The organism is Streptomyces chromofuscus (assembly GCF_015160875.1).
In the GTDB taxonomy this organism is placed as follows: domain Bacteria; phylum Actinomycetota; class Actinomycetes; order Streptomycetales; family Streptomycetaceae; genus Streptomyces; species Streptomyces chromofuscus.
Genome location: NZ_CP063374.1, coordinates 1897867 through 1914497, shown reverse-complemented (window position 1 = coordinate 1914497; position 16631 = coordinate 1897867). Strand labels below are relative to the sequence as shown.

Annotated in this window: 16 protein-coding genes; 6 read left to right on the top strand and 10 right to left on the bottom strand. The window is 73.6% G+C overall.

Annotation, left to right across the window (positions count from 1 at the left end):
* Window positions 1–70 precede the first annotated feature (70 nt).
* The 3 genes from ectA to IPT68_RS08620 form a co-directional block, all read right to left on the bottom strand.
* Window positions 71–595 (bottom strand): diaminobutyrate acetyltransferase, encoded by a 525-nt coding sequence (gene ectA, locus IPT68_RS08630; protein WP_189698791.1) that lies wholly within the window; start codon window positions 593–595, stop codon window positions 71–73.
* A 332-nt stretch (window positions 596–927) separates the two neighbouring features.
* Window positions 928–1464 (bottom strand): DinB family protein, encoded by a 537-nt coding sequence (locus IPT68_RS08625; protein ID WP_189698790.1) that lies wholly within the window; start codon window positions 1462–1464, stop codon window positions 928–930.
* A gap of 545 nt (window positions 1465–2009) precedes the next feature.
* Entirely contained in the window at window positions 2010–3110 is a 1101-nt protein-coding gene (locus IPT68_RS08620; protein ID WP_189698974.1) for a pyridoxal-phosphate-dependent aminotransferase family protein, read from the bottom strand.
* 174 nt (window positions 3111–3284) lie between these two features.
* Here IPT68_RS08620 and IPT68_RS08615 point away from each other — a divergent pair, with 174 nt between their 5' ends.
* From IPT68_RS08615 to IPT68_RS08600, 4 genes are all read left to right on the top strand, one after another.
* The gene (locus IPT68_RS08615; protein ID WP_189698789.1) at window positions 3285–4136 is read left to right on the top strand and encodes a transporter substrate-binding domain-containing protein; all 852 of its coding nucleotides are present in this window, start codon (window positions 3285–3287) and stop codon (window positions 4134–4136) included.
* A complete protein-coding gene (locus tag IPT68_RS08610; protein ID WP_189698788.1) occupies window positions 4133–4969 on the top strand; it encodes an amino acid ABC transporter permease in 837 nt (278 codons plus the stop codon). The genes IPT68_RS08615 and IPT68_RS08610 overlap by 4 nt, the downstream gene beginning before the upstream one ends.
* Entirely contained in the window at window positions 4966–5739 is a 774-nt protein-coding gene (locus tag IPT68_RS08605; protein ID WP_189698787.1) for an amino acid ABC transporter ATP-binding protein, read from the top strand. The genes IPT68_RS08610 and IPT68_RS08605 overlap by 4 nt, the downstream gene beginning before the upstream one ends.
* 107 nt (window positions 5740–5846) lie before the next feature.
* On the top strand, window positions 5847–6932 hold the full coding sequence (locus tag IPT68_RS08600) for an amidohydrolase family protein (RefSeq protein WP_189698786.1): 1086 nt from the start codon (window positions 5847–5849) through the stop codon (window positions 6930–6932).
* Window positions 6933–6950: 18 nt separating this feature from the next.
* On the opposite strand, the gene IPT68_RS08595 is transcribed toward IPT68_RS08600, so the two are convergent.
* Window positions 6951–8198, bottom strand: coding sequence for a serine hydrolase domain-containing protein (locus IPT68_RS08595; protein ID WP_189698785.1), 1248 nt, complete (start codon window positions 8196–8198; stop codon window positions 6951–6953).
* A gap of 281 nt (window positions 8199–8479) precedes the next feature.
* On the opposite strand from IPT68_RS08595, the gene IPT68_RS08590 reads away from it, so the two are divergent.
* Window positions 8480–9409, top strand: a complete 930-nt coding sequence (locus IPT68_RS08590) for an SCO1860 family LAETG-anchored protein (RefSeq protein WP_189698784.1) — start codon at window positions 8480–8482, stop codon at window positions 9407–9409.
* Between the two features lie 114 nt (window positions 9410–9523).
* On the opposite strand, the gene cobC is transcribed toward IPT68_RS08590, so the two are convergent.
* From cobC to cobM, 6 genes are read right to left on the bottom strand one after another with little or no spacing between them, the layout of a single operon-like run.
* Entirely contained in the window at window positions 9524–10579 is a 1056-nt protein-coding gene (cobC, locus tag IPT68_RS08585) for an Rv2231c family pyridoxal phosphate-dependent protein CobC (protein WP_189698783.1), read from the bottom strand.
* Window positions 10569–11489, bottom strand: coding sequence for a sirohydrochlorin chelatase (locus IPT68_RS08580; RefSeq protein WP_189698782.1), 921 nt, complete (start codon window positions 11487–11489; stop codon window positions 10569–10571). The genes cobC and IPT68_RS08580 overlap by 11 nt, the downstream gene beginning before the upstream one ends.
* Window positions 11486–12073 (bottom strand): precorrin-8X methylmutase, encoded by a 588-nt coding sequence (locus tag IPT68_RS08575; RefSeq protein ID WP_189698781.1) that lies wholly within the window; start codon window positions 12071–12073, stop codon window positions 11486–11488. The genes IPT68_RS08580 and IPT68_RS08575 overlap by 4 nt, the downstream gene beginning before the upstream one ends.
* Entirely contained in the window at window positions 12070–13746 is a 1677-nt protein-coding gene (gene cobJ / locus IPT68_RS08570) for a precorrin-3B C(17)-methyltransferase (protein ID WP_189698780.1), read from the bottom strand. The genes IPT68_RS08575 and cobJ overlap by 4 nt, the downstream gene beginning before the upstream one ends.
* A complete protein-coding gene (cbiE, locus tag IPT68_RS08565; RefSeq protein ID WP_189698779.1) occupies window positions 13743–14978 on the bottom strand; it encodes a precorrin-6y C5,15-methyltransferase (decarboxylating) subunit CbiE in 1236 nt (411 codons plus the stop codon). Before cbiE ends, cobJ begins: the two co-directional genes overlap by 4 nt.
* Window positions 14975–15793, bottom strand: coding sequence for a precorrin-4 C(11)-methyltransferase (gene cobM, locus IPT68_RS08560; RefSeq protein ID WP_189698778.1), 819 nt, complete (start codon window positions 15791–15793; stop codon window positions 14975–14977). Before cobM ends, cbiE begins: the two co-directional genes overlap by 4 nt.
* Window positions 15794–15899: 106 nt before the next feature.
* Here cobM and IPT68_RS08555 point away from each other — a divergent pair, with 106 nt between their 5' ends.
* Window positions 15900–16625, top strand: coding sequence for a ZIP family metal transporter (locus IPT68_RS08555; RefSeq protein WP_189698777.1), 726 nt, complete (start codon window positions 15900–15902; stop codon window positions 16623–16625).
* Window positions 16626–16631 lie beyond the last annotated feature (6 nt).

The window sequence follows — 16631 nt, the reverse complement described above, 5'->3', positions numbered from 1 at the left end:
GGGCGTGGCGAGAGCAGGGCGGAGGCGTGGCGGGCCCGGGGCCCGTTGGAGGACCCGGAGTCCGTGTGCGTCAGTCCGTCGTCCGGGGCGGGTGGGTCAGCGGGCCGATGCGGTAGAGGACCTCGGGGTCGTGGGGGCCGTCCGGGAACAGGTCCGTGCCGAACAGCACCTCTCGCTCGACGCGGGCCCCGTGGCGGGCGGCGTACGAGGTGAACAGCCGCTCGGAGGCGGTGTTGCCCGGTGTGATCGTGGTCTCGACGGAGGTCAGTCCGTGCTCGGCGGCGAGCCGGGCCGTCAGCCCGTCGAGCATGCGTGCCGCCAGCCCGCGTCCGCGGTGCGCGGGGTCGACGGCCACCTGCCAGACGAGCAGGGTCCCCGGGCGGTCCGGCCGCAGAAACCCGGTGACGAACCCGACGGCCTCGCCGTCGGCCGTCCGTGCAACGGCCGACGTGCCGGCGAAGTCACGGCACCAGAGCAGATAGCTGTACGCGGAGTTGAGGTCGAGAGTTCCCGATTCCTTGGCGATCCGCCAGAAAGCGGCTCCGTCGGCCACCTTCGGGCGGTCTATGCGCAGGTCTGCTTGAGCGGCAGTCATGCGAATTCAATTTACCGATCGCGAATTGAAAATGCATGGCCGCGAGGTCTTCTGTGGGGCCGCGCCGTGTGTTATCGCGCGGGCGCGGGCGTTCGCGTGAGAGTTGGGTGATATGCACCGTTTCCTGCAGGTCAAAGGAGGCGAAACGGCCGTGATGTGTAACGCGTCACAGCCGTGTAACCCTCACGAGATCCACCCGGAACGCACCACTCGGCGTTCGCGAAACCTTTGCGTTTAGGGCGAAGAAAACCGGGCAGAAGAAGACGGGATAGCCGCATCGGATAACGTTATGGAAATTGGGGGCCGGAGAATGCCCGCTTATCGCGTGGAATTCAGGTTCCGGTCACACCGTCGATACGCTCGCGGAGGATGTCGGCGTGACCGTTGTGCCGGGCGTACTCCTCGATCAGATGGATGAGCACCCAGCGCAGACTCACCTCCATGCCGGCCACCGGGCCGTCGACGAGGCGTCCGGTGTCGTCCAGCGACCGCCCGGCGCAGATCTCCCGGCCACGCGCGATCTCCCGGTGCCAGATCGTGAGCGCCTCGTCCAGGCCGCGGTCCGGGTGCAGGGCGTAGCCGGTCTCGTCCTCGTGCACCGGCGGCACGTCGAGGCCGGCGAACACCCGCTGGAACCAGTTCCGCTCGACCTCCGCAAGGTGCTGCACGAGCCCGAGCAGGGTGAGCGACGACGGTTCGGCCGAGGCGAGGCGCACCTGGACGTCGTCCAGCCCGCGGCACTTCAACTCCAGCGTGGAGCGGTGGAAGTCGAGCCAGCTCTCCAGCATGGCCCGCTCGTCGCCGGTCATGTACGGCACTTCACGCCCGTCGGGAAGCACCGGACGACTGTCGGAAGGATGCGAAGTCATACGCCGAGCATGCCAGCGCCCACCGACAACACCGCCCGCCCCCCTCAGGAACGCGGGAAACGGCACGCCCGACAACGGACGGCCCGCGCCCGTGTCCTCGGGGGCGCGGGGAACTGTGCGACCGGCCTCGGACGGCCGGCACCCGAAATGCGGTCCGCGCCCGTGTCCTCGGGGGCGCGGGGAACTGTGCGACCGGCCACGGACGGCCGGCACCCGAAATGCGGTCCGCGCCCGTGTCCTCGGGGGCGCGGGGAACTGCGCGACAGACCACGGACGGCCGGCACCCGAAAAGCGGCCGCGCCCGTGTCCTCGGGGCGCGGGGAACTGCGCGACAGACCACGGACGGCCGGCACCCGAAAAGCGGCCGCGCCCGTGTCCTCGGGGGCGCGGGGAACTGCGCGACCGGCCACCGACGACCCGCACCCGAAAAGCGGCCCGCGCCCGTGTCCTCGGGGGCGCGGGGAACTGTGCGACCGACCACCGACGACCCGCACCCGCAGAACGACCCGCACCCTGCAGAGCCCCCCCCGCCCCCCGCGAAGCCCTCAGCGCCAGGCCCGCTCCGCCGCCCCGCGTCCCGCTTCCAGGTCCACCGTCAGCCCCTTCTCCGACAGGGCCGCCCCCAGCGCCGCCAGGCTCGCCTGGACCGCGCCCGGCGTCGCGTCAGGGCCGTAGTGGTTGACGCGGATCATCTCCCCGGCCAACGCCCCACCGCCCGCGGCCAGCGGCAGCGCGGGATCGGTGGCCAGGGCACGGGCGACCAGCTCGGAGGCCACGACGCCGGCCGGGGCCCGCAGGGTCGTCGCCACCGGCGCCGCCTCCGAGGCCTCGTGGACGTACGGCTCCAGGCCCCCGCCCAGCGCGAGCGCCCCCGCGCGGGTCGCCGCCGCCGCGGACGCGTGGCGGGACATCACCGTCCGCAGCCCCTCCGCCTCGATGCGCTCGACGCACGCCTCGAGGGCCAGCATCTCCAACTGGGCGGGCGCGTGCAGCAGCGCCTTGCGGCCGGCGTCGACCCAGCGCTCCTTCCAGTCCAGCAGCGACAGGTACGAGCGGCGCGGCGCCCGCGGGTTCGCCGCCATCCGGGCCCACGCCCGCTCGCTCACCGACACCGCCGACACCCCGGCGGGCCCGCCCATCGCCTTCTGCGCCCCGATCACGCACAGGTCCACGCCCCACGCGTCGGGCAGCACCGGCTCGGCGCCCACGGAGGCGACGGCGTCGAGGTAGAACAGCGCACCCTGCTCCCGTACCGCCGCACCGATCTCCGCGACCGGGTTGGTGTTGCCGGTCGCCGCCTCCGCGTGCACCAGCGACACGAAGTCGATCCCCGGGTGCTCGGCGAAGGCCTGCCGGATCTGCGCCGCCGTGACCGCGGTGTGGAACGGCACCGCGAGGTCGTGCACCGTGGCCCCGCAGTCCCGCAGCCAGTCGCCGAAGGTCTGCCCGTACGGACCCGTGATCACGTTCAGCGCCACCGTTCCCGGACCCGCCGTGGCGCGGATCGCGCCCTCCAGTGGCAGCAGCGCCTCGCCCTGCATGATCACGACGTCCTGCCGGGTGTCCAGCAGCCGGGCCACCCGGTCCTCGATCGAGGCGAAGTGCGCGGCGCTCAGCGGGGGCAGGTCCAGGAAGGGGTGGGTCACGGCGGTGCTCTCTTCGGTCACGGGATCGACGCCGTCGAGCCTAACTCCGCGCGGTCGCCCACGATCACCGGCGACTTCTCAGGCCGCACCCCCTCCATGGCCATGGGTTTGTTTTGAGCACCCCAAAGGTCTCCTTATAATCGGATCCCAAAGTTCCCTCACAGGAGGTTCCCCGTGAACACGGTCCTCGGGCGCCGGGCCCGCATACTGGCCGCCACCACCGCGACGGCCGGGCTGGTGCTGGTCGCCGGCTGCTCGTCGGACGGCGACGGCGGCAGCGCTGCGAAGACCGCCGCCGGCGGGGTCGAACTCGTCAAGGCCGGTCAGCTCACCACCTGCACCCACCTGCCCTACCCGCCCTTCCAGTCGGAGATCGACGGCAAGGTGCAGGGCTTCGACGTCGCCCTCGTCGACCTGGTCGCCGAGGACCTCGGGGTCAAACAGCAGATCCTCGACACGCCGTTCGAGAACTTCAAGACCGGCGCGTTCCTCAACTCCGGCGAGTGCGACCTGGCCGCCGCCGGCATGACCATCACCGAGGAGCGCAAGAAGAACGTCGACTTCTCCGACCCGTACTTCGAGGCCACCCAGGCCGTGCTGGTCGACAAGAACAGCGGCATCACGTCGTTCGACGGCCTCAAGGGCAAGAAGGTCGGCGCCCAGGCGCAGACCACCGGCGAGGACTACGCCAAGAGCCAGGGCCTCGACCCGGTCTCCTTCGAGTCCTCCGACGCCGTGCTCAACGGCCTGCGCACCGGCCAGGTCGAGGCCGTCGTCATCGACTACCCGGTCGTGCAGGGCTGGCTGAAGGACAAGGCCAACGCGGCCGCGTTCCAGGTCGCCGAGCAGGTCAACACCGGTGAGCAGTACGGCATCACGGTGAAGAAGGGCAACAGCGAGCTCCTCGCGGCCGTCAACAAGGCGCTCGCCGACGCCAAGGCCGACGGCACCTACAAGAAGCTGTACGAGCAGTGGATCGGCCCGTACGAGGAGTCCGCCGCCTCCCCGTCGCCCACCGCCTCATGACCGACGCCTCCAAGGCCGGGGTCCAGCCCCGGAAGAAGGGGCTGACGCGGCGCCAGAAGCGCAGCCTGTCCCGGGGGGCCCAGTACGTCGTCTTCGTCGGCGCCCTGATCGCACTCGCGGTCGGCGCCGACTGGGACCGGCTGGCCAACCAGTTCGCCCAGGGCGACATCGCCCGGCAGATGTTCCCCGACGTCATCACGCTGGCGCTGAAGAACACGGTGCTCTACACCGTCTCCGGCTTCGCCGTCGGCCTGGTGCTCGGCATGGTCCTCGCGCTGATGCGGCTGTCGTCCGTCGGCCCCTACCGCTGGGTCGCGGGCGTCTACATCGAGATCTTCCGCGGCCTGCCCGCCCTGCTGATCTTCATCTTCATCGGCGTGGCCGTGCCGCTCGCCTTCCCGGGCGTGGAGATCCCCGGCGGCACCTACGGCAAGGTCGCCCTCGCGCTCGGCCTCGTGGCGGCGGCGTACATGGCGGAGACGTTCCGCGCGGGCATCCAGGCGGTGCCCAAGGGGCAGATGGAGGCCGCCCGTTCGCTGGGCTTCTCACCGGCCCGCGCGATGGTCTCGATCATCCTCCCGCAGGCCTTCCGGATCATCCTGCCGCCGCTCACCAACGAACTCGTCCTGCTGTTCAAGGACTCCTCGCTGGTGCTCTTCCTCGGTGTCACCCTGGCGGAGCGGGAGCTGTCCAAGTTCGGCCGTGACCTGGCCAGCCAGACCGCCAACTCCACGCCGATCCTGGTCGCCGGCCTGTGCTACCTGCTGGTGACGGTCCCGCTCGGCTTCGTCGTACGCCGCATGGAGGCGAAGGCCCAGGAGGCCGTGAAATGAGCCGACCCGAGATCCAGATCCGCGACCTGCACAAGTCCTTCGGCGACAACCACGTCCTGCGCGGCATCGACCTGGAGATCGGCCAGGGCGAGGTCGTCTGCGTCATCGGCCCCTCCGGCTCCGGCAAGTCGACGCTGCTGCGCTGCGTGAACCTGCTGGAGGAGCCGACCAAGGGGCAGGTCCTCGTCGGCGGCACCGAGGTCACCGACCCCGACGTCGACATCGACGCCGTACGCCGCCGCATCGGCATGGTCTTCCAGCATTTCAACCTCTTCCCGCACCTCACGGTGACCGAGAACCTCACGCTGCCGCAGCGCCGCGTGCTGCGGCGGGACAAGGCGCGGGCCGCGCAGGTGGCCGCGGAGAACCTGCGGCGGGTGGGCCTCGCCGAGAAGGCGAACGCGTACCCCTCGTCACTCTCCGGCGGTCAGCAGCAGCGCGTCGCCATCGCCCGCGCCCTGGCGATGGGCCCGGAGGTCATGCTGTTCGACGAGCCGACCTCCGCCCTCGACCCGGAGCTGGTCGGGGACGTCCTGGCCGTCATGCGCATGCTCGCCCAGGAGGGCATGACGATGATGGTCGTCACCCACGAGATGACGTTCGCGCGCGAGGTGGCCGACCGCGTCGTCTTCATGGACGGGGGCGTGATCGTCGAGGACGGCACGCCCGAGCAGGTGATCGCCAACCCGCGGCACGAGCGCACGCGCCACTTCCTGTCCCGGCTCCTCGATCCGGCCATGGCGGACGTGGAGGAGAACAACGCCGGTTGAGCGGCGCGGGGCCGTGACACGGTGCGGCTCACGCGACGTGGGCGCGGGCGGCCTCGTACGCCCCGTACCCGGAAACCGGTCCGGCGGGCGGCGTTAGGGTGCGGTACATGAGCGAAGTGCTGCACGTGAAGGGCCGCGTCCTCGTGGGCCCCGAGGACGTCCGCGACGAACTGTGGCTGATCGACGGACGGATCTCCCACGACCGCCCCGTGGGCGCCCACGACGTGCAGACCCTCCACGGCTGGGCCCTCCCCGGCCTGGTCGACGCGCACTGCCACGTGGGCCTCGACGCGCACGGCGCGGTCCCACGGGACGTCGCGGAGAAACAGGCCCTCACCGACCGCGACGCCGGCACCCTGCTGATCCGCGACGCGGGCTCGCCCTCGGACACCCGCTGGGTCGACGACCGCGAGGACCTGCCGAAGATCATCCGTGCCGGACGCCACATCGCCCGCACCCGCCGCTACATCCGCAACTACGCCCACGAGATCGAGCCGGAGGAGCTGGTCGCCCACGTCGCCCGGGAGGCCCGCCGCGGCGACGGCTGGGTCAAGCTGGTCGGCGACTGGATCGACCGGGACCTCGGCGATCTGTCGGCCTGCTGGCCCAGGGACGCGGTCGAGGCGGCGATCGCCGAGGCCCACCGCCTGGGCGCCCGCGTGACCGCGCACTGCTTCGCCGAGGACTCCCTGAGGGACCTGGTCGAGGCGGGCATCGACTGCGTCGAGCACGCCACCGGCCTCACGGACGACCTGATCCCCCTCTTCGCCGCGCGCGGCGTCGCGATCGTCCCGACCCTGGTGAACATCGCCACCTTCCCGCAGCTGGCCGCCGGCGGCGAGGCCAGGTTCCCCCGCTGGTCGGCCCATATGCGCCGGCTCCACGAACGCCGCTACGACACCGTCCGCAACGCCCACGACGCGGGGATCGCGGTGTACGTCGGCACGGACGCGGGCGGCTCGCTGGCGCACGGTCTGGCGGCGGCCGAGGTGGCGGAACTGGTCACCGCCGGCATCCCGCCGCTCGAGGCCCTGTCGGCGGCGACCTGGGCGGCCCGCACGTGGCTGGGGCGCCCCGGCCTCGACGAGGGCGCACCGGCCGACCTGGTGGTGTACGGGAACGACCCACGGGCGGACGTACGGGCACTCGCGGCGCCGCGGGCGGTGGTGCTGAACGGGCGCGTCGTCGGCTGAGACGGCCGCGCCGAGCGGTCATCGAGCGGCGGGCTGCGCCGGCAGGTCGAACACGTTCCGCGGGCTGACGATCCTCGTGATCGCGTCGCCCAGGAGCGTGCTGGGCTCCTCGTTGTCCTTGCCGATGTCCGTGTTCAGCAGCACCACCAGGGTGGCCCGGGCCGACGGCAGGTAGATGGTCAGGGACTCGTAGCCCGGCAGGGAGCCGTTGTGCCCGATCCAGCCCTGGACGTCGAAGACGCCCAGTCCGTACCCGGTGCCCGGGATCGAGGTGGGCGGGGTGTCGAGCCGCTGCTTCTGCGTGTCGGGGCTGATCAGGGTCTCGCCGTCGGGCAGGACGCCGGTGGCGACGGTCGGCGCCCAGACGCGCAGGTCCTCCAGCGTGGAGATCATCGCGCCGGCCGCCCAGCCCCAGGAGGGGTTCCAGTCGGTGCTGTCGGCGACCTTCCCGTCCGCGGTCTGGTTCGTGTAGCCCTGGGCGTGCGGGCGCGGGAACGCCGCGTCGGTCGGGAAGACCGTGCGGTCCATGCCGGCCGGCCGCAGCACGTTGTCCCGGATGTAGTCCTGCAGCGGCCGGCCCCCGACCTGTTCGACGACCAGTCCGAGCAGGATCAGGTTGGTGTTGGAGTAGGAGAACTCCTCGCCCGGCTGGAACAGCACCGGGTGCTCGAAGGCGTAGTCGAGCAGCTGTTGCGGGGTGAACGGCCGCTCGGGATCGGACGTCAGCGCCTTGAAGAAGTCCGGGTCCTCGGAGTAGTTGAAGAGCCCGCTGCGCATCCCGGCCAGCTGGCGCAGGGTGATCTCGTCACCGTTGGGCACGCCGTCGACGTACTCGCCGATGGTGTCGTCGAGGCCGACCTTGCCCTCGTCGACCAGCTTCAGCAGGGCCGTCACGGTGAAGGTCTTGGTCTCGCTGCCGATCCGCATGTACAGGTTGGGCGACATCGGCCGGCCGGTCTCCTTGTCGGCGACGCCGAACGACCGTACGTGGCTGCCCTTGTCGGGGGTCCAGATGCCCACGGTCACGCCGGGGATGTCCGCGTCGCGCATGACCTGCTGCACGGCCCGGTCGACCTGCTGTTTCACCTCGGGGGTCAGCGCGCGGAAACCGTCCGAGGGCGACGGGGAGGGCGAGGGTTGTCCGGCGACGGCCGGTGCGGAGTCGGGCGCCCCGAGGGCGGGTCCGCCCGCGAGGGGCACCACGAGTGCCCCCACCGCCGCCGCGGTGACGGCCCCCCTGCGCAGTCGTCGGCACGATCGCCTCATGGACTGCTCCCAGCACGACGAGGAGAGGCCCGCGACCTGGGCCGCAAGGCCCTTTACCTCAGCATAGGAGCGCTCGTGGCCCGTCGCCCGTCGGAGGGCCGGCGTGCGGGCCGGGGTCGTTGAACGAGCGACGGTCGGGGGGGACATCTGTGCCGGGAAATCGAACTCGTTCACAGAAACCCCCCGATGGGGTGAAGTGACGCAGGATCGCTTCCCGTTCACTCTCAGTGCGTAATTCTTTCTGGGTCCCAAGCGTCACTCTTCTGGGGGGTCCCACCACCGTGAACGGCACCAACTCCCGTATGCCCGCACGTCGTCCGGTCGCGCTCGCGGCCGCCGCCGTCCTCGCCGCCGGTCCCGCGGCCCTGGCCGGCGCGGGCTCCGCGCACGCGACCCCCGACCAGGGGCGCGCGAGCGCGCTCGTCCTGCGCACCGGGCTGGACGTCTCCCTGCTCAACAAGACCGTCAACGTCCCGCTCGCCGTCACCCTCAACGAGGTGTCGGCACCCGGCAACGCCGAGAAGACCGTGCTCACCGCACAACTGGAAGGCGTGGACGGCGGAAAGCCGTTCAGCGTGCTGCGCGCCGACGTGGCGCAGGCGAAGGCGACCGTGACGCCCGAGAAGGCGGAGGGCAGCACCCGGCTGGCCAACGCCCGGCTGCACGTGCCCGGACTGCCACTGCTGTCGCTCATCGAGGTCGGGGCCGTCACGTCGACCGCGACCTGTGCCGCGGGCGAAGCGCCCGTCGCCGAGTCGAGCGTGGCCGGCGCCACCGTGCTCGGCAAGAAGGTCACGCTCACCGCCGGCGGGACGACGAACGTGACGGTGCCGGGCGTGGGCGAGGTGCGCCTGGACCTGTCGAAGCGGGAGACGACCACCCGCACGGCCGCCGCCACCGCCCTCGAACTGACCGTGTCCGTCGACCCGTTGAAGCTGAACGTCGCCGAGGTGCGGGGCACGGTGACCCTGGCGAAGGCGACCTGCGAGGCACCCCCGGCGCCGACCGGGCCGGCCGCCGAGTCCCCCGCCCCGAGCGCCGGCACGGGCACCGACCCCGTCACCGACGTGCGGCCCCAGGGCGCTCCCGCACAGGCCGGCCTCGCGAAGACCGGCGGGAACGCCATGACGCCGTACGTCGTGGGCGGCGCCCTGGCGCTGCTCGTGGCCGGCGGGGGAGCGGTCGCCGTGGCCCGCCGCAACCGGGGCTGAGGGCAGGCGCGCGAAGGCGCCACCCGGTGGCCCGTGTCGACGCCGGACGACGACATGGGCCCGCGCGCCATGGACCGGCGGCTCCCGGCCGCCCTCGCCGCACCCGCCGGCGGATCAGCCGTCCGCCGACGCCACCGCCCGTTCCAGCGCCCGCAGGAACGAGTCGGCCGTCGCCCGGTCCCGCACCGCCAGTCGCAGCCACTCCCCACCCAGCCCCGGGAAGGTGTCCCCGCGCCGCACCGCGAACCCCAGGTCGCGCAGCCGTCGGCGCACGTCGGCGGCCCGGGGCAGCCGTACGAGGACGAACGGACCCTCGGCCGGTTCCACGACCCGCAGCCCGGTGATCCGCGACAGGCCCGCTACCAGGTGGGCCCGGTCGGCGGCGACGCGGTGCGCGGCGTGCGCCGCCTCCGCCAGCGCCCGCGGCCCGACGCACGCCTCGGTGGCGGCCAGCGCGGGCGTGGACACGGGCCACAGCGGCTGGGCGCGTTCGAGGTCCGCCACGGTCTCCGGCGCGGCGAGGACGTAGCCGACGCGCAGCCCGGCCAGGCCCCACGTCTTGGTCAGGCTGCGCAGCACGACCAGCCCGGGGACGTCCGTCCGTCCGGCCAGCGCCTCCCGCTCACCCGGCACGGCGTCCATGAACGCCTCGTCCACGACCAGCGTCCGGCCCGGCCGGGCCAGTCGGGCGACGGCGGCCGCCGGGTGCAGCACCGACGTCGGGTTCGTCGGATTGCCGATCACCACCAGGTCGGCGTCCTCCGGTACGGCCGCCGCATCCAGCCGGAAACCGTCCTCCTCGCGCAGCAGCACCCGGTCGACGGAGTGCCCCGCGTCGCGCAGCGCCGCCTCCGGCTCGGTGAACTGCGGGTGCACCACCACGGGGTGACGTACCTTCAACGACCGCGCCAGCAGCACGAACGCCTCGGCGGCCCCCGCCGTCAGCAGCACCCGCTCCACGCCGACTCCGTGCCGTGCCGCCACCGCCGCCCGCGCGCGCCGCCCGTCCGGATACGCGGCGAGCCCGCCCAGCGAGTCGGCGATCACCTCCCGCAGCCAGGCCGGGGGAGTGTCCGCACGGACGTTCACGGCCAGGTCGACGAGTGCCGCACCGTCGTCGCGGACCTCGGCGTCGCCGTGGTGCCGCAGGTCGTGCGCGTCAGTGGGCATGGGTGTGCGCGCCGTGGTGGTGCCCGTGGTGGTGGCCGTCGTCGTCGGGGTGGTGGTGCGGCTGCTGCGGCAGGCCCACCTTGTCCTCGAAGCCGGGCAGCGCGACGCGGTACACGCACGAGTCGCAGTTCATCCGCAGATCGCCCCGCACCGCCTCCTCGTACCGCTCCATCACCAGATCGAGCAGTTCCGGCTCCGGGCCGATGACCTCCGCCGAACGCACCTCGACCTCGGGGTGAGCGGCCGCCCAGCCCTCGGTCTGCATCCGCACCCGGTCCGGCAGGATGCCGGTGAACAGGAAGTAGGGCAGCACGACGATCCGCCGCGCGCCCAGCCGCACACAGCGGTCCAGCCCGCTCGGCACGTCCGGCGCCGCCAGCGACACGAACGCCGTCTCCACCCCGGCGAACCCGCGCCCCTCCCACAGCAGCCGGGCGGCCTTGTGCACCTCGGCGTTGGCGTCGGGGTCGGTGGAGCCGCGCCCGACCAGCAGCACGGTCACGTCGGAACGGTCCCCGGGCGTGCGCCCCCCGGTGCCGAGCGCCTCGTCCAGCCGCCGCTCCAGCACGGACAACAGCGCCGGGTGCGGGCCCAGCGGACGGCCGTAGGCGTACGAGATCCCGGGGTGCCGTTCCTTCTCGCGGGCCAGCGCGGCCGGGATGTCGCCCTTGGCGTGTCCGGCGGACACCAGCATCAGCGGCACGGCGGCGAAGCGGCGCACGCCCCGCTCGACCAGCTCGGCGACGGCCTCGCCCAGCGGCGGCGGGGACAACTCGATGAAGCCGCCCGCGACGGGCAGGTCGGGGTGGCGGCGCCCCAGCTCCCGTACGAAGGCGCGGAACGCCTCGGCTCCGGCGTCGTCCCGGGTGCCGTGGCCGGCGATGAGCAGGGCGGGCGGCGGGGTGGTCACGGGTTCTCCTCGTACGAAGTGGGGTGGTACAGCAGGGCGTTGAGCGCGGCCGCGGCGACCGCCGAACCGCCCTTCTCGGACACGTTGCTCACGGCGGGCAGTCCGCTCTCCCGCAGGGCCGCCTTGGACTCGGCCGCACCGACGAAACCGACGGGCAGCCCGATCACCAGCGCGGGGTCGGCGTCCAGGGTCAGCAGCTCCTCCAGCGCGGTCGGGGCACAGCCGATCACCCAGATCGCGCCGGGACCGACGTCCTCGTACGCCAGCCGCACGGCGTGCGCCGAACGCGTCAGACCCGGCCCGGGCCGGGCGTCCCTCAGCCGGCAGACCGTGTCGCGGCGGGTGATGCCGGCGGCGACCATCTCGACGTCCACGACGACGGGCGTGCCGGAGTGCAGCGCCCGGTGGGCCGGTTCCAGGTCCTGCTCACGCAGGACCAGGTCGCTCGCGTAGTCGAGGTCGGCCGCGGAGTGGATCACCCGCTCGACCACGGCCCGGGTCAGCGCCGGGAAGCGGGAGGTGTCCAGGCGGGCGCGCAGCCGCCGGAAGGACTCCTGCTCGATGGGATGCACCACACGGTTCACCGGGCCTCCTCCTGCTCCTGCCAGCGGTAGCCGCGCGGCGTCACCATGCGCCCCGCGATCGCGCGGGTGGCCGTGTTGCCCACGGTCACGACCGTCATCATGTCGACCGTCGCCGGGTCGAGTTCGGCCAGGGTCGTCAGCCGGCTGGACTCGTCCGGCCGGGACGCGTTGCGCACGACGCCGACGGGCGTCGTCGGCGCGCGGTGCCCGGCGAGGACCGCCAGCGCCTTGGGCAGCTGCCAGTCACGGCCCCGGCTGCGCGGGTTGTAGAACGTCACGACGATGTCCGCCTCGGCGGCGGCCCGCACCCGCCGTTCGATGACCTCCCACGGCGTGTGCAGGTCGGACAGGCTGATCGACACGTGGTCGTGCCCGAGCGGCGCCCCGAGGATCGCGCCGGCCGCGAGCGCGGCGGTGACTCCGGGCACGCCCACGACGTCGATGTCGTCGCCCGCCTCCGCCAGCGCCGGTGAGGCCATCGCGTAGACGCCCGCGTCGCCACTGCCGATCAGCGCGACCGCACGGCCCTTGCGCGCCTCCTCGACCGCGGTGCGGGCCCGTTCCTCCTCGGCCCCCAGCCCGGACTCCAACACCCGGGTGCCGGGGCGCAGCAGATCGCGGATCTGGTCGACGTACTGGTCGAGTCCGACCAGCACGGACGCGCGGCGCAACTCCGCCTCGGCACGCGGGGTGAGCAGATCGCGGGCCCCGGGCCCCAGTCCGACGACCGCGAGCCGGCCGCGCGCGGGCCGCCGTACGACGGCACAGGTCGCCATGGCGGACTTCCGTTTGGGCACGAGGAGTTCGCCACCGCCGACGAGTGCCGACGCCTCCGCGACGGACGGGGTGCCGACGGCGGCGAGGGGGGCGTCGGAGGGGTTGGGGACCTCCACGGCCGCCAGCCGCTCGGAGGGGTGGGTCACCAGCGGGACGCCGAGGCGTTCGGCGGCGGCCACGATCCCGGCCTCCCCGGCCTTGGCGTCGACGGTGGCGAGGTGGGCGATGTTGCGCGCCGACAGGCCCGCCTCCCGCAGGGCGCCCTCGATCAGCGCGAGCACCTCGTCGGCGGGGGCGCCCCTGGACGCGCCGACTCCGACGACGAGCGTCGGCGGACGCAGGACGACCTCGCGCGCCGCGGGCTCCACGGCCCGGTCGGTGACGCGGACGGTGTACGAGCCGTCCGCCGCGACCGGCAGCGCGGGCAGCGGCCACGCCGACTCGGCCCGCAGCGCGACCGGTTCGCCGTCCAGCAGCGCCCGGGACACCGCGGCCACGTCGCCCTCCACCGGCAGGCCCAGCGTGTCCAGGCCCGCCAGCCCGACGGAGTCCGTCGCCGTGGTCACCACCGGCTCGGCGCCCAGCAACGCGCCCACCTCACGGGCGAGTTCGTTGGCGCCGCCGCCGTGCCCGCCCACCAGGGACACCGCGAACCGGCCGCCCTCGTCGACGCACACCACGCCGGGGTCGGACGCCTTGTCGCCCAGCAGCGGAGCGACCAGCCGCACCACGGCTCCCGTGGCCAGGAAGCACACGAGCTGCTCGCACTCGGCGAACGCGGCCCGCACGGCGTCCGCCACCGCACCCTCGTACACCCGCGTCCGGTCCGGCCACGCCGCGGCCAGCCGGTCCCGCGCCGCCGCTCCCGCCGCCGTGGCGGAGATGAGGCCGATCACTGAGCACCTCCTTCGGTACGTGCCGGAGGCCGGACGCCCCACAGCAGGAAAACTGGGTTGGTGGCCGCCAGCCGGCTCACCTCGCCCGGCAGCGGCGCGAGCCGCGACGACTGCAACAGCACGCCGTCGCACGTGAACCCGGCCCCGGTGAGGGCCTCGCGCACCCCCGGCACCCGGTCCAGCGCGGCCAGGGCGACGACCACCGTCCGCCGCGCCCGCCGCGCGCACGCGGTGACGACGGCGGGCAGGTCACGCCCCCCGCCCCCGACGAACACCGCGTCGGGATCGTCCAGCCCGGCCAGCGCGGACGGCGCCGCACCGTGCACCACCCGCACGTCGACGCCGTGCGCACCGGCGTTGGCGCGGACGCGCTCCACGCCGTCCGCCGCCTTCTCCACGGCGACGACGGCGGCGCCCAGCCGCGCGCACTCGACGGCCACCGAGCCGGAGCCCGCCCCGACGTCCCACACCAGATCCCCCGGTCGCGGCCCGAGCCGGGCCAGGGCCAGCGCCCGGACCTCGAACTTGGTGATCATCGAGTCCCGGTGCGTGAACTCGGCCTCGTCGAGCGCCCATCCGGCGGGCACCCCGGCAGGGCCCGCGACGGTCCGCACGGCGCCGAGGGCCCGCCGCTCGTCGAGGCACAGCACGACACTCACCGCCGAGCCCCAGTCCCGGACCGCGGCCTCCGCGGGCGTCACCCGCTCCACCCGCTCCCGCGCCGGGTCGCCCAGCGCGGAGGCGACCACGAGAACGCGCGCGCTGTGCCGCAGCGCCGCCCCCAGCTCCGCCGGACCGGCGCCGGGCCCGGTCAGCACGGCGACCTTCGGGTGCGCCCGGCACACGTTCACCGCTGTCCGCAGCGCACGCCCGTGCGCGCTGACGACCACCGCGTCGTCCCAGGGCAGCCCGACGCGCGCGAACGCGGCGGCCACGGACGACACACCCGCGCGGACCCGGAGCCGCTGCGGCCCGAACCGCTCGGCGAGCGCCCGCACGATCCCGAAGAACCCGGGATCGCCCGACGCCAGCACCACGACCGGCCGGTCCTTCGCGACGTACTCCCCGATGGTGTCCAGGGCGGGCGCCAGCGGCCCGAGTACGAGCCGCTCGGCCGTCTCGGGCACCCGCACCGCCTCCAGATGGCGCCGCCCGCCGACGACGAGTTCCGCGCCGGCGGCCACGTCGTCCGGCAGCGGCGCCCCCGTCCCCGCACCGACGACCGTGATCACGTGCTCGCACCGCGCTCGCGCAGGGCCCGGCGGGCCTCGGGGTCGGCCCTGCGGTAGCCGTGGAAGTGACCCGGGTGGTAGAGGTGCGAGCGGGTGCCGTGGGCGTCGAGGGCCGGGCCGACCAGGAAGAGGGTGTGCTTCCAGAGCTTGTGCTCCTTCACCGTCTCCTCCAGCGTTCCGACGGTGCACTTCACGACGAGCTCCTCCGGCCAGGTCGCCTGGTGGGCGACGACGACCGGTGTGGTCGTGGGATAGCCGCCCTCCAGCAGCTCCCGCACCAACTGCCCGCTGCGGGCCGCCGACAGGAAGACCGCCATGGTCGTGCCGTGCCGGGCGAACTCGCGCACCTCCTCACCGGGCGGCATCGGCGTCTTGCCGCCGCCGAGCCGGGTGAGCACCACGGACTGGGCCACCTCAGGAATCGTCAGCTCCCGCCGGGCGAGCGCGGCGACCGCCGAGAACGAGGAGACACCGGGCACGACCTCCGTCGCGATCCCGATCTCGTCACACCGGTCGAGCTGCTCCTGCGTCCCGCCCCACAGGGCCGGGTCGCCGGAGTGGATGCGGGCGACCCTCAGGCCCTCGGCGCGGGCCCGCTCGTACACGGCGACGACGTCCTCCAGCGACATCGTCGCCGAGTCGAGGATCTCGGCGCCCTCACGGGCGTGTTCGAGGACCTCCGCCTGGACCAGGCTCGCGGCCCAGATCACGACGTCGGCCTCGGCGATGGCTCGCGCGGCGCGGAACGTCAGCAGATCGGCGGCGCCGGGGCCGGCACCGACGAAGGTCACCTTGCCGGTGAGGGCTTCGGCCATGGGTTCGGGTCCTCTCGTACGGGATGTCAACGTGCGTGGCGTACGGCTGTCAACGCGCGTGCGGCCGGATGTGCGCGACCGCGGGCTGATCGGATAGCAAGGGCACATGGCGGTCTTCGTCGCGCTGGGCGCGTTCCTGATGACGCTGGCGGGTGGCTGGACGGCACAGCGCGTGACGGACCGCCGTCACCTCGTGCTGGGCCTGGCCGGCGGCCTGATGCTGGGCGTGGTCGGCCTCGACCTGCTGCCGGAGGCGCTCGCGGCGGCCGGCACCGAGGTGCACGGAGTCCCGGCCGCGCTGCTCCTGTTCGTGGTCGGCTTCCTGCTGGCCCACGGGGTGGAACGCCTGCTCGGCGCGCGGCGCGCGGCGCACGGCGCCGACGACCACCGGCGCACGCCCCAGGTGGGCCTGACGGCCGCCGCCGCGATGGTCGTGCACAGCGTCATGGACGGGGTGGCGATCGGCGCGGCCTTCCAGATCGGCGACGGCATGGGCCTGGCGGTCGCGCTGGCCGTCGTCGCCCACGACTTCGCGGACGGCTTCAACACCTTCACGATCACGACCCTGTACGGCAACGACCGCCGCCGCGCACTCGCCATGCTGTTCGGCGACGCGGCGGCTCCCGTCGTGGGCGCCGCCTCCACCCTGTTGGTCACCGTCCCGGAACAGGCGCTCGGCGCCTACCTCGGCCTCTTCGGCGGAGCACTGCTCTACCTGGCCGCCGCCGAGATCCTCCCCGAGGCCCACCACCGGCACCCCGCCGGCCCGACGCTGCTGTGCACCCTCGCAGGAGCGGCGTTCGTCTGGCTGGTGGTGGGCGTCGCCGAGTGATCCGCC

Bases quoted from the DNA above. Each gene is read 5' to 3' on its own strand.
- ectA (WP_189698791.1), bottom strand. From the start codon at position 595: ATGACTGCCGCTCAAGCAGACCTGCGCATAGACCGCCCGAAGGTGGCC.
- IPT68_RS08625 (WP_189698790.1), bottom strand. From the start codon at position 1,464: ATGACTTCGCATCCTTCCGACAGTCGTCCGGTGCTTCCCGACGGGCGT.
- IPT68_RS08610 (WP_189698788.1), top strand. From the start codon at position 4,133: ATGACCGACGCCTCCAAGGCCGGGGTCCAGCCCCGGAAGAAGGGGCTG.
- IPT68_RS08605 (WP_189698787.1), top strand. From the start codon at position 4,966: ATGAGCCGACCCGAGATCCAGATCCGCGACCTGCACAAGTCCTTCGGC.
- IPT68_RS08600 (WP_189698786.1), top strand. From the start codon at position 5,847: ATGAGCGAAGTGCTGCACGTGAAGGGCCGCGTCCTCGTGGGCCCCGAG.
- IPT68_RS08595 (WP_189698785.1), bottom strand. From the start codon at position 8,198: ATGAGGCGATCGTGCCGACGACTGCGCAGGGGGGCCGTCACCGCGGCG.
- cobC (WP_189698783.1), bottom strand. From the start codon at position 10,579: ATGCCCACTGACGCGCACGACCTGCGGCACCACGGCGACGCCGAGGTC.
- cobM (WP_189698778.1), bottom strand. From the start codon at position 15,793: ATGGCCGAAGCCCTCACCGGCAAGGTGACCTTCGTCGGTGCCGGCCCC.
- IPT68_RS08555 (WP_189698777.1), top strand. From the start codon at position 15,900: ATGGCGGTCTTCGTCGCGCTGGGCGCGTTCCTGATGACGCTGGCGGGT.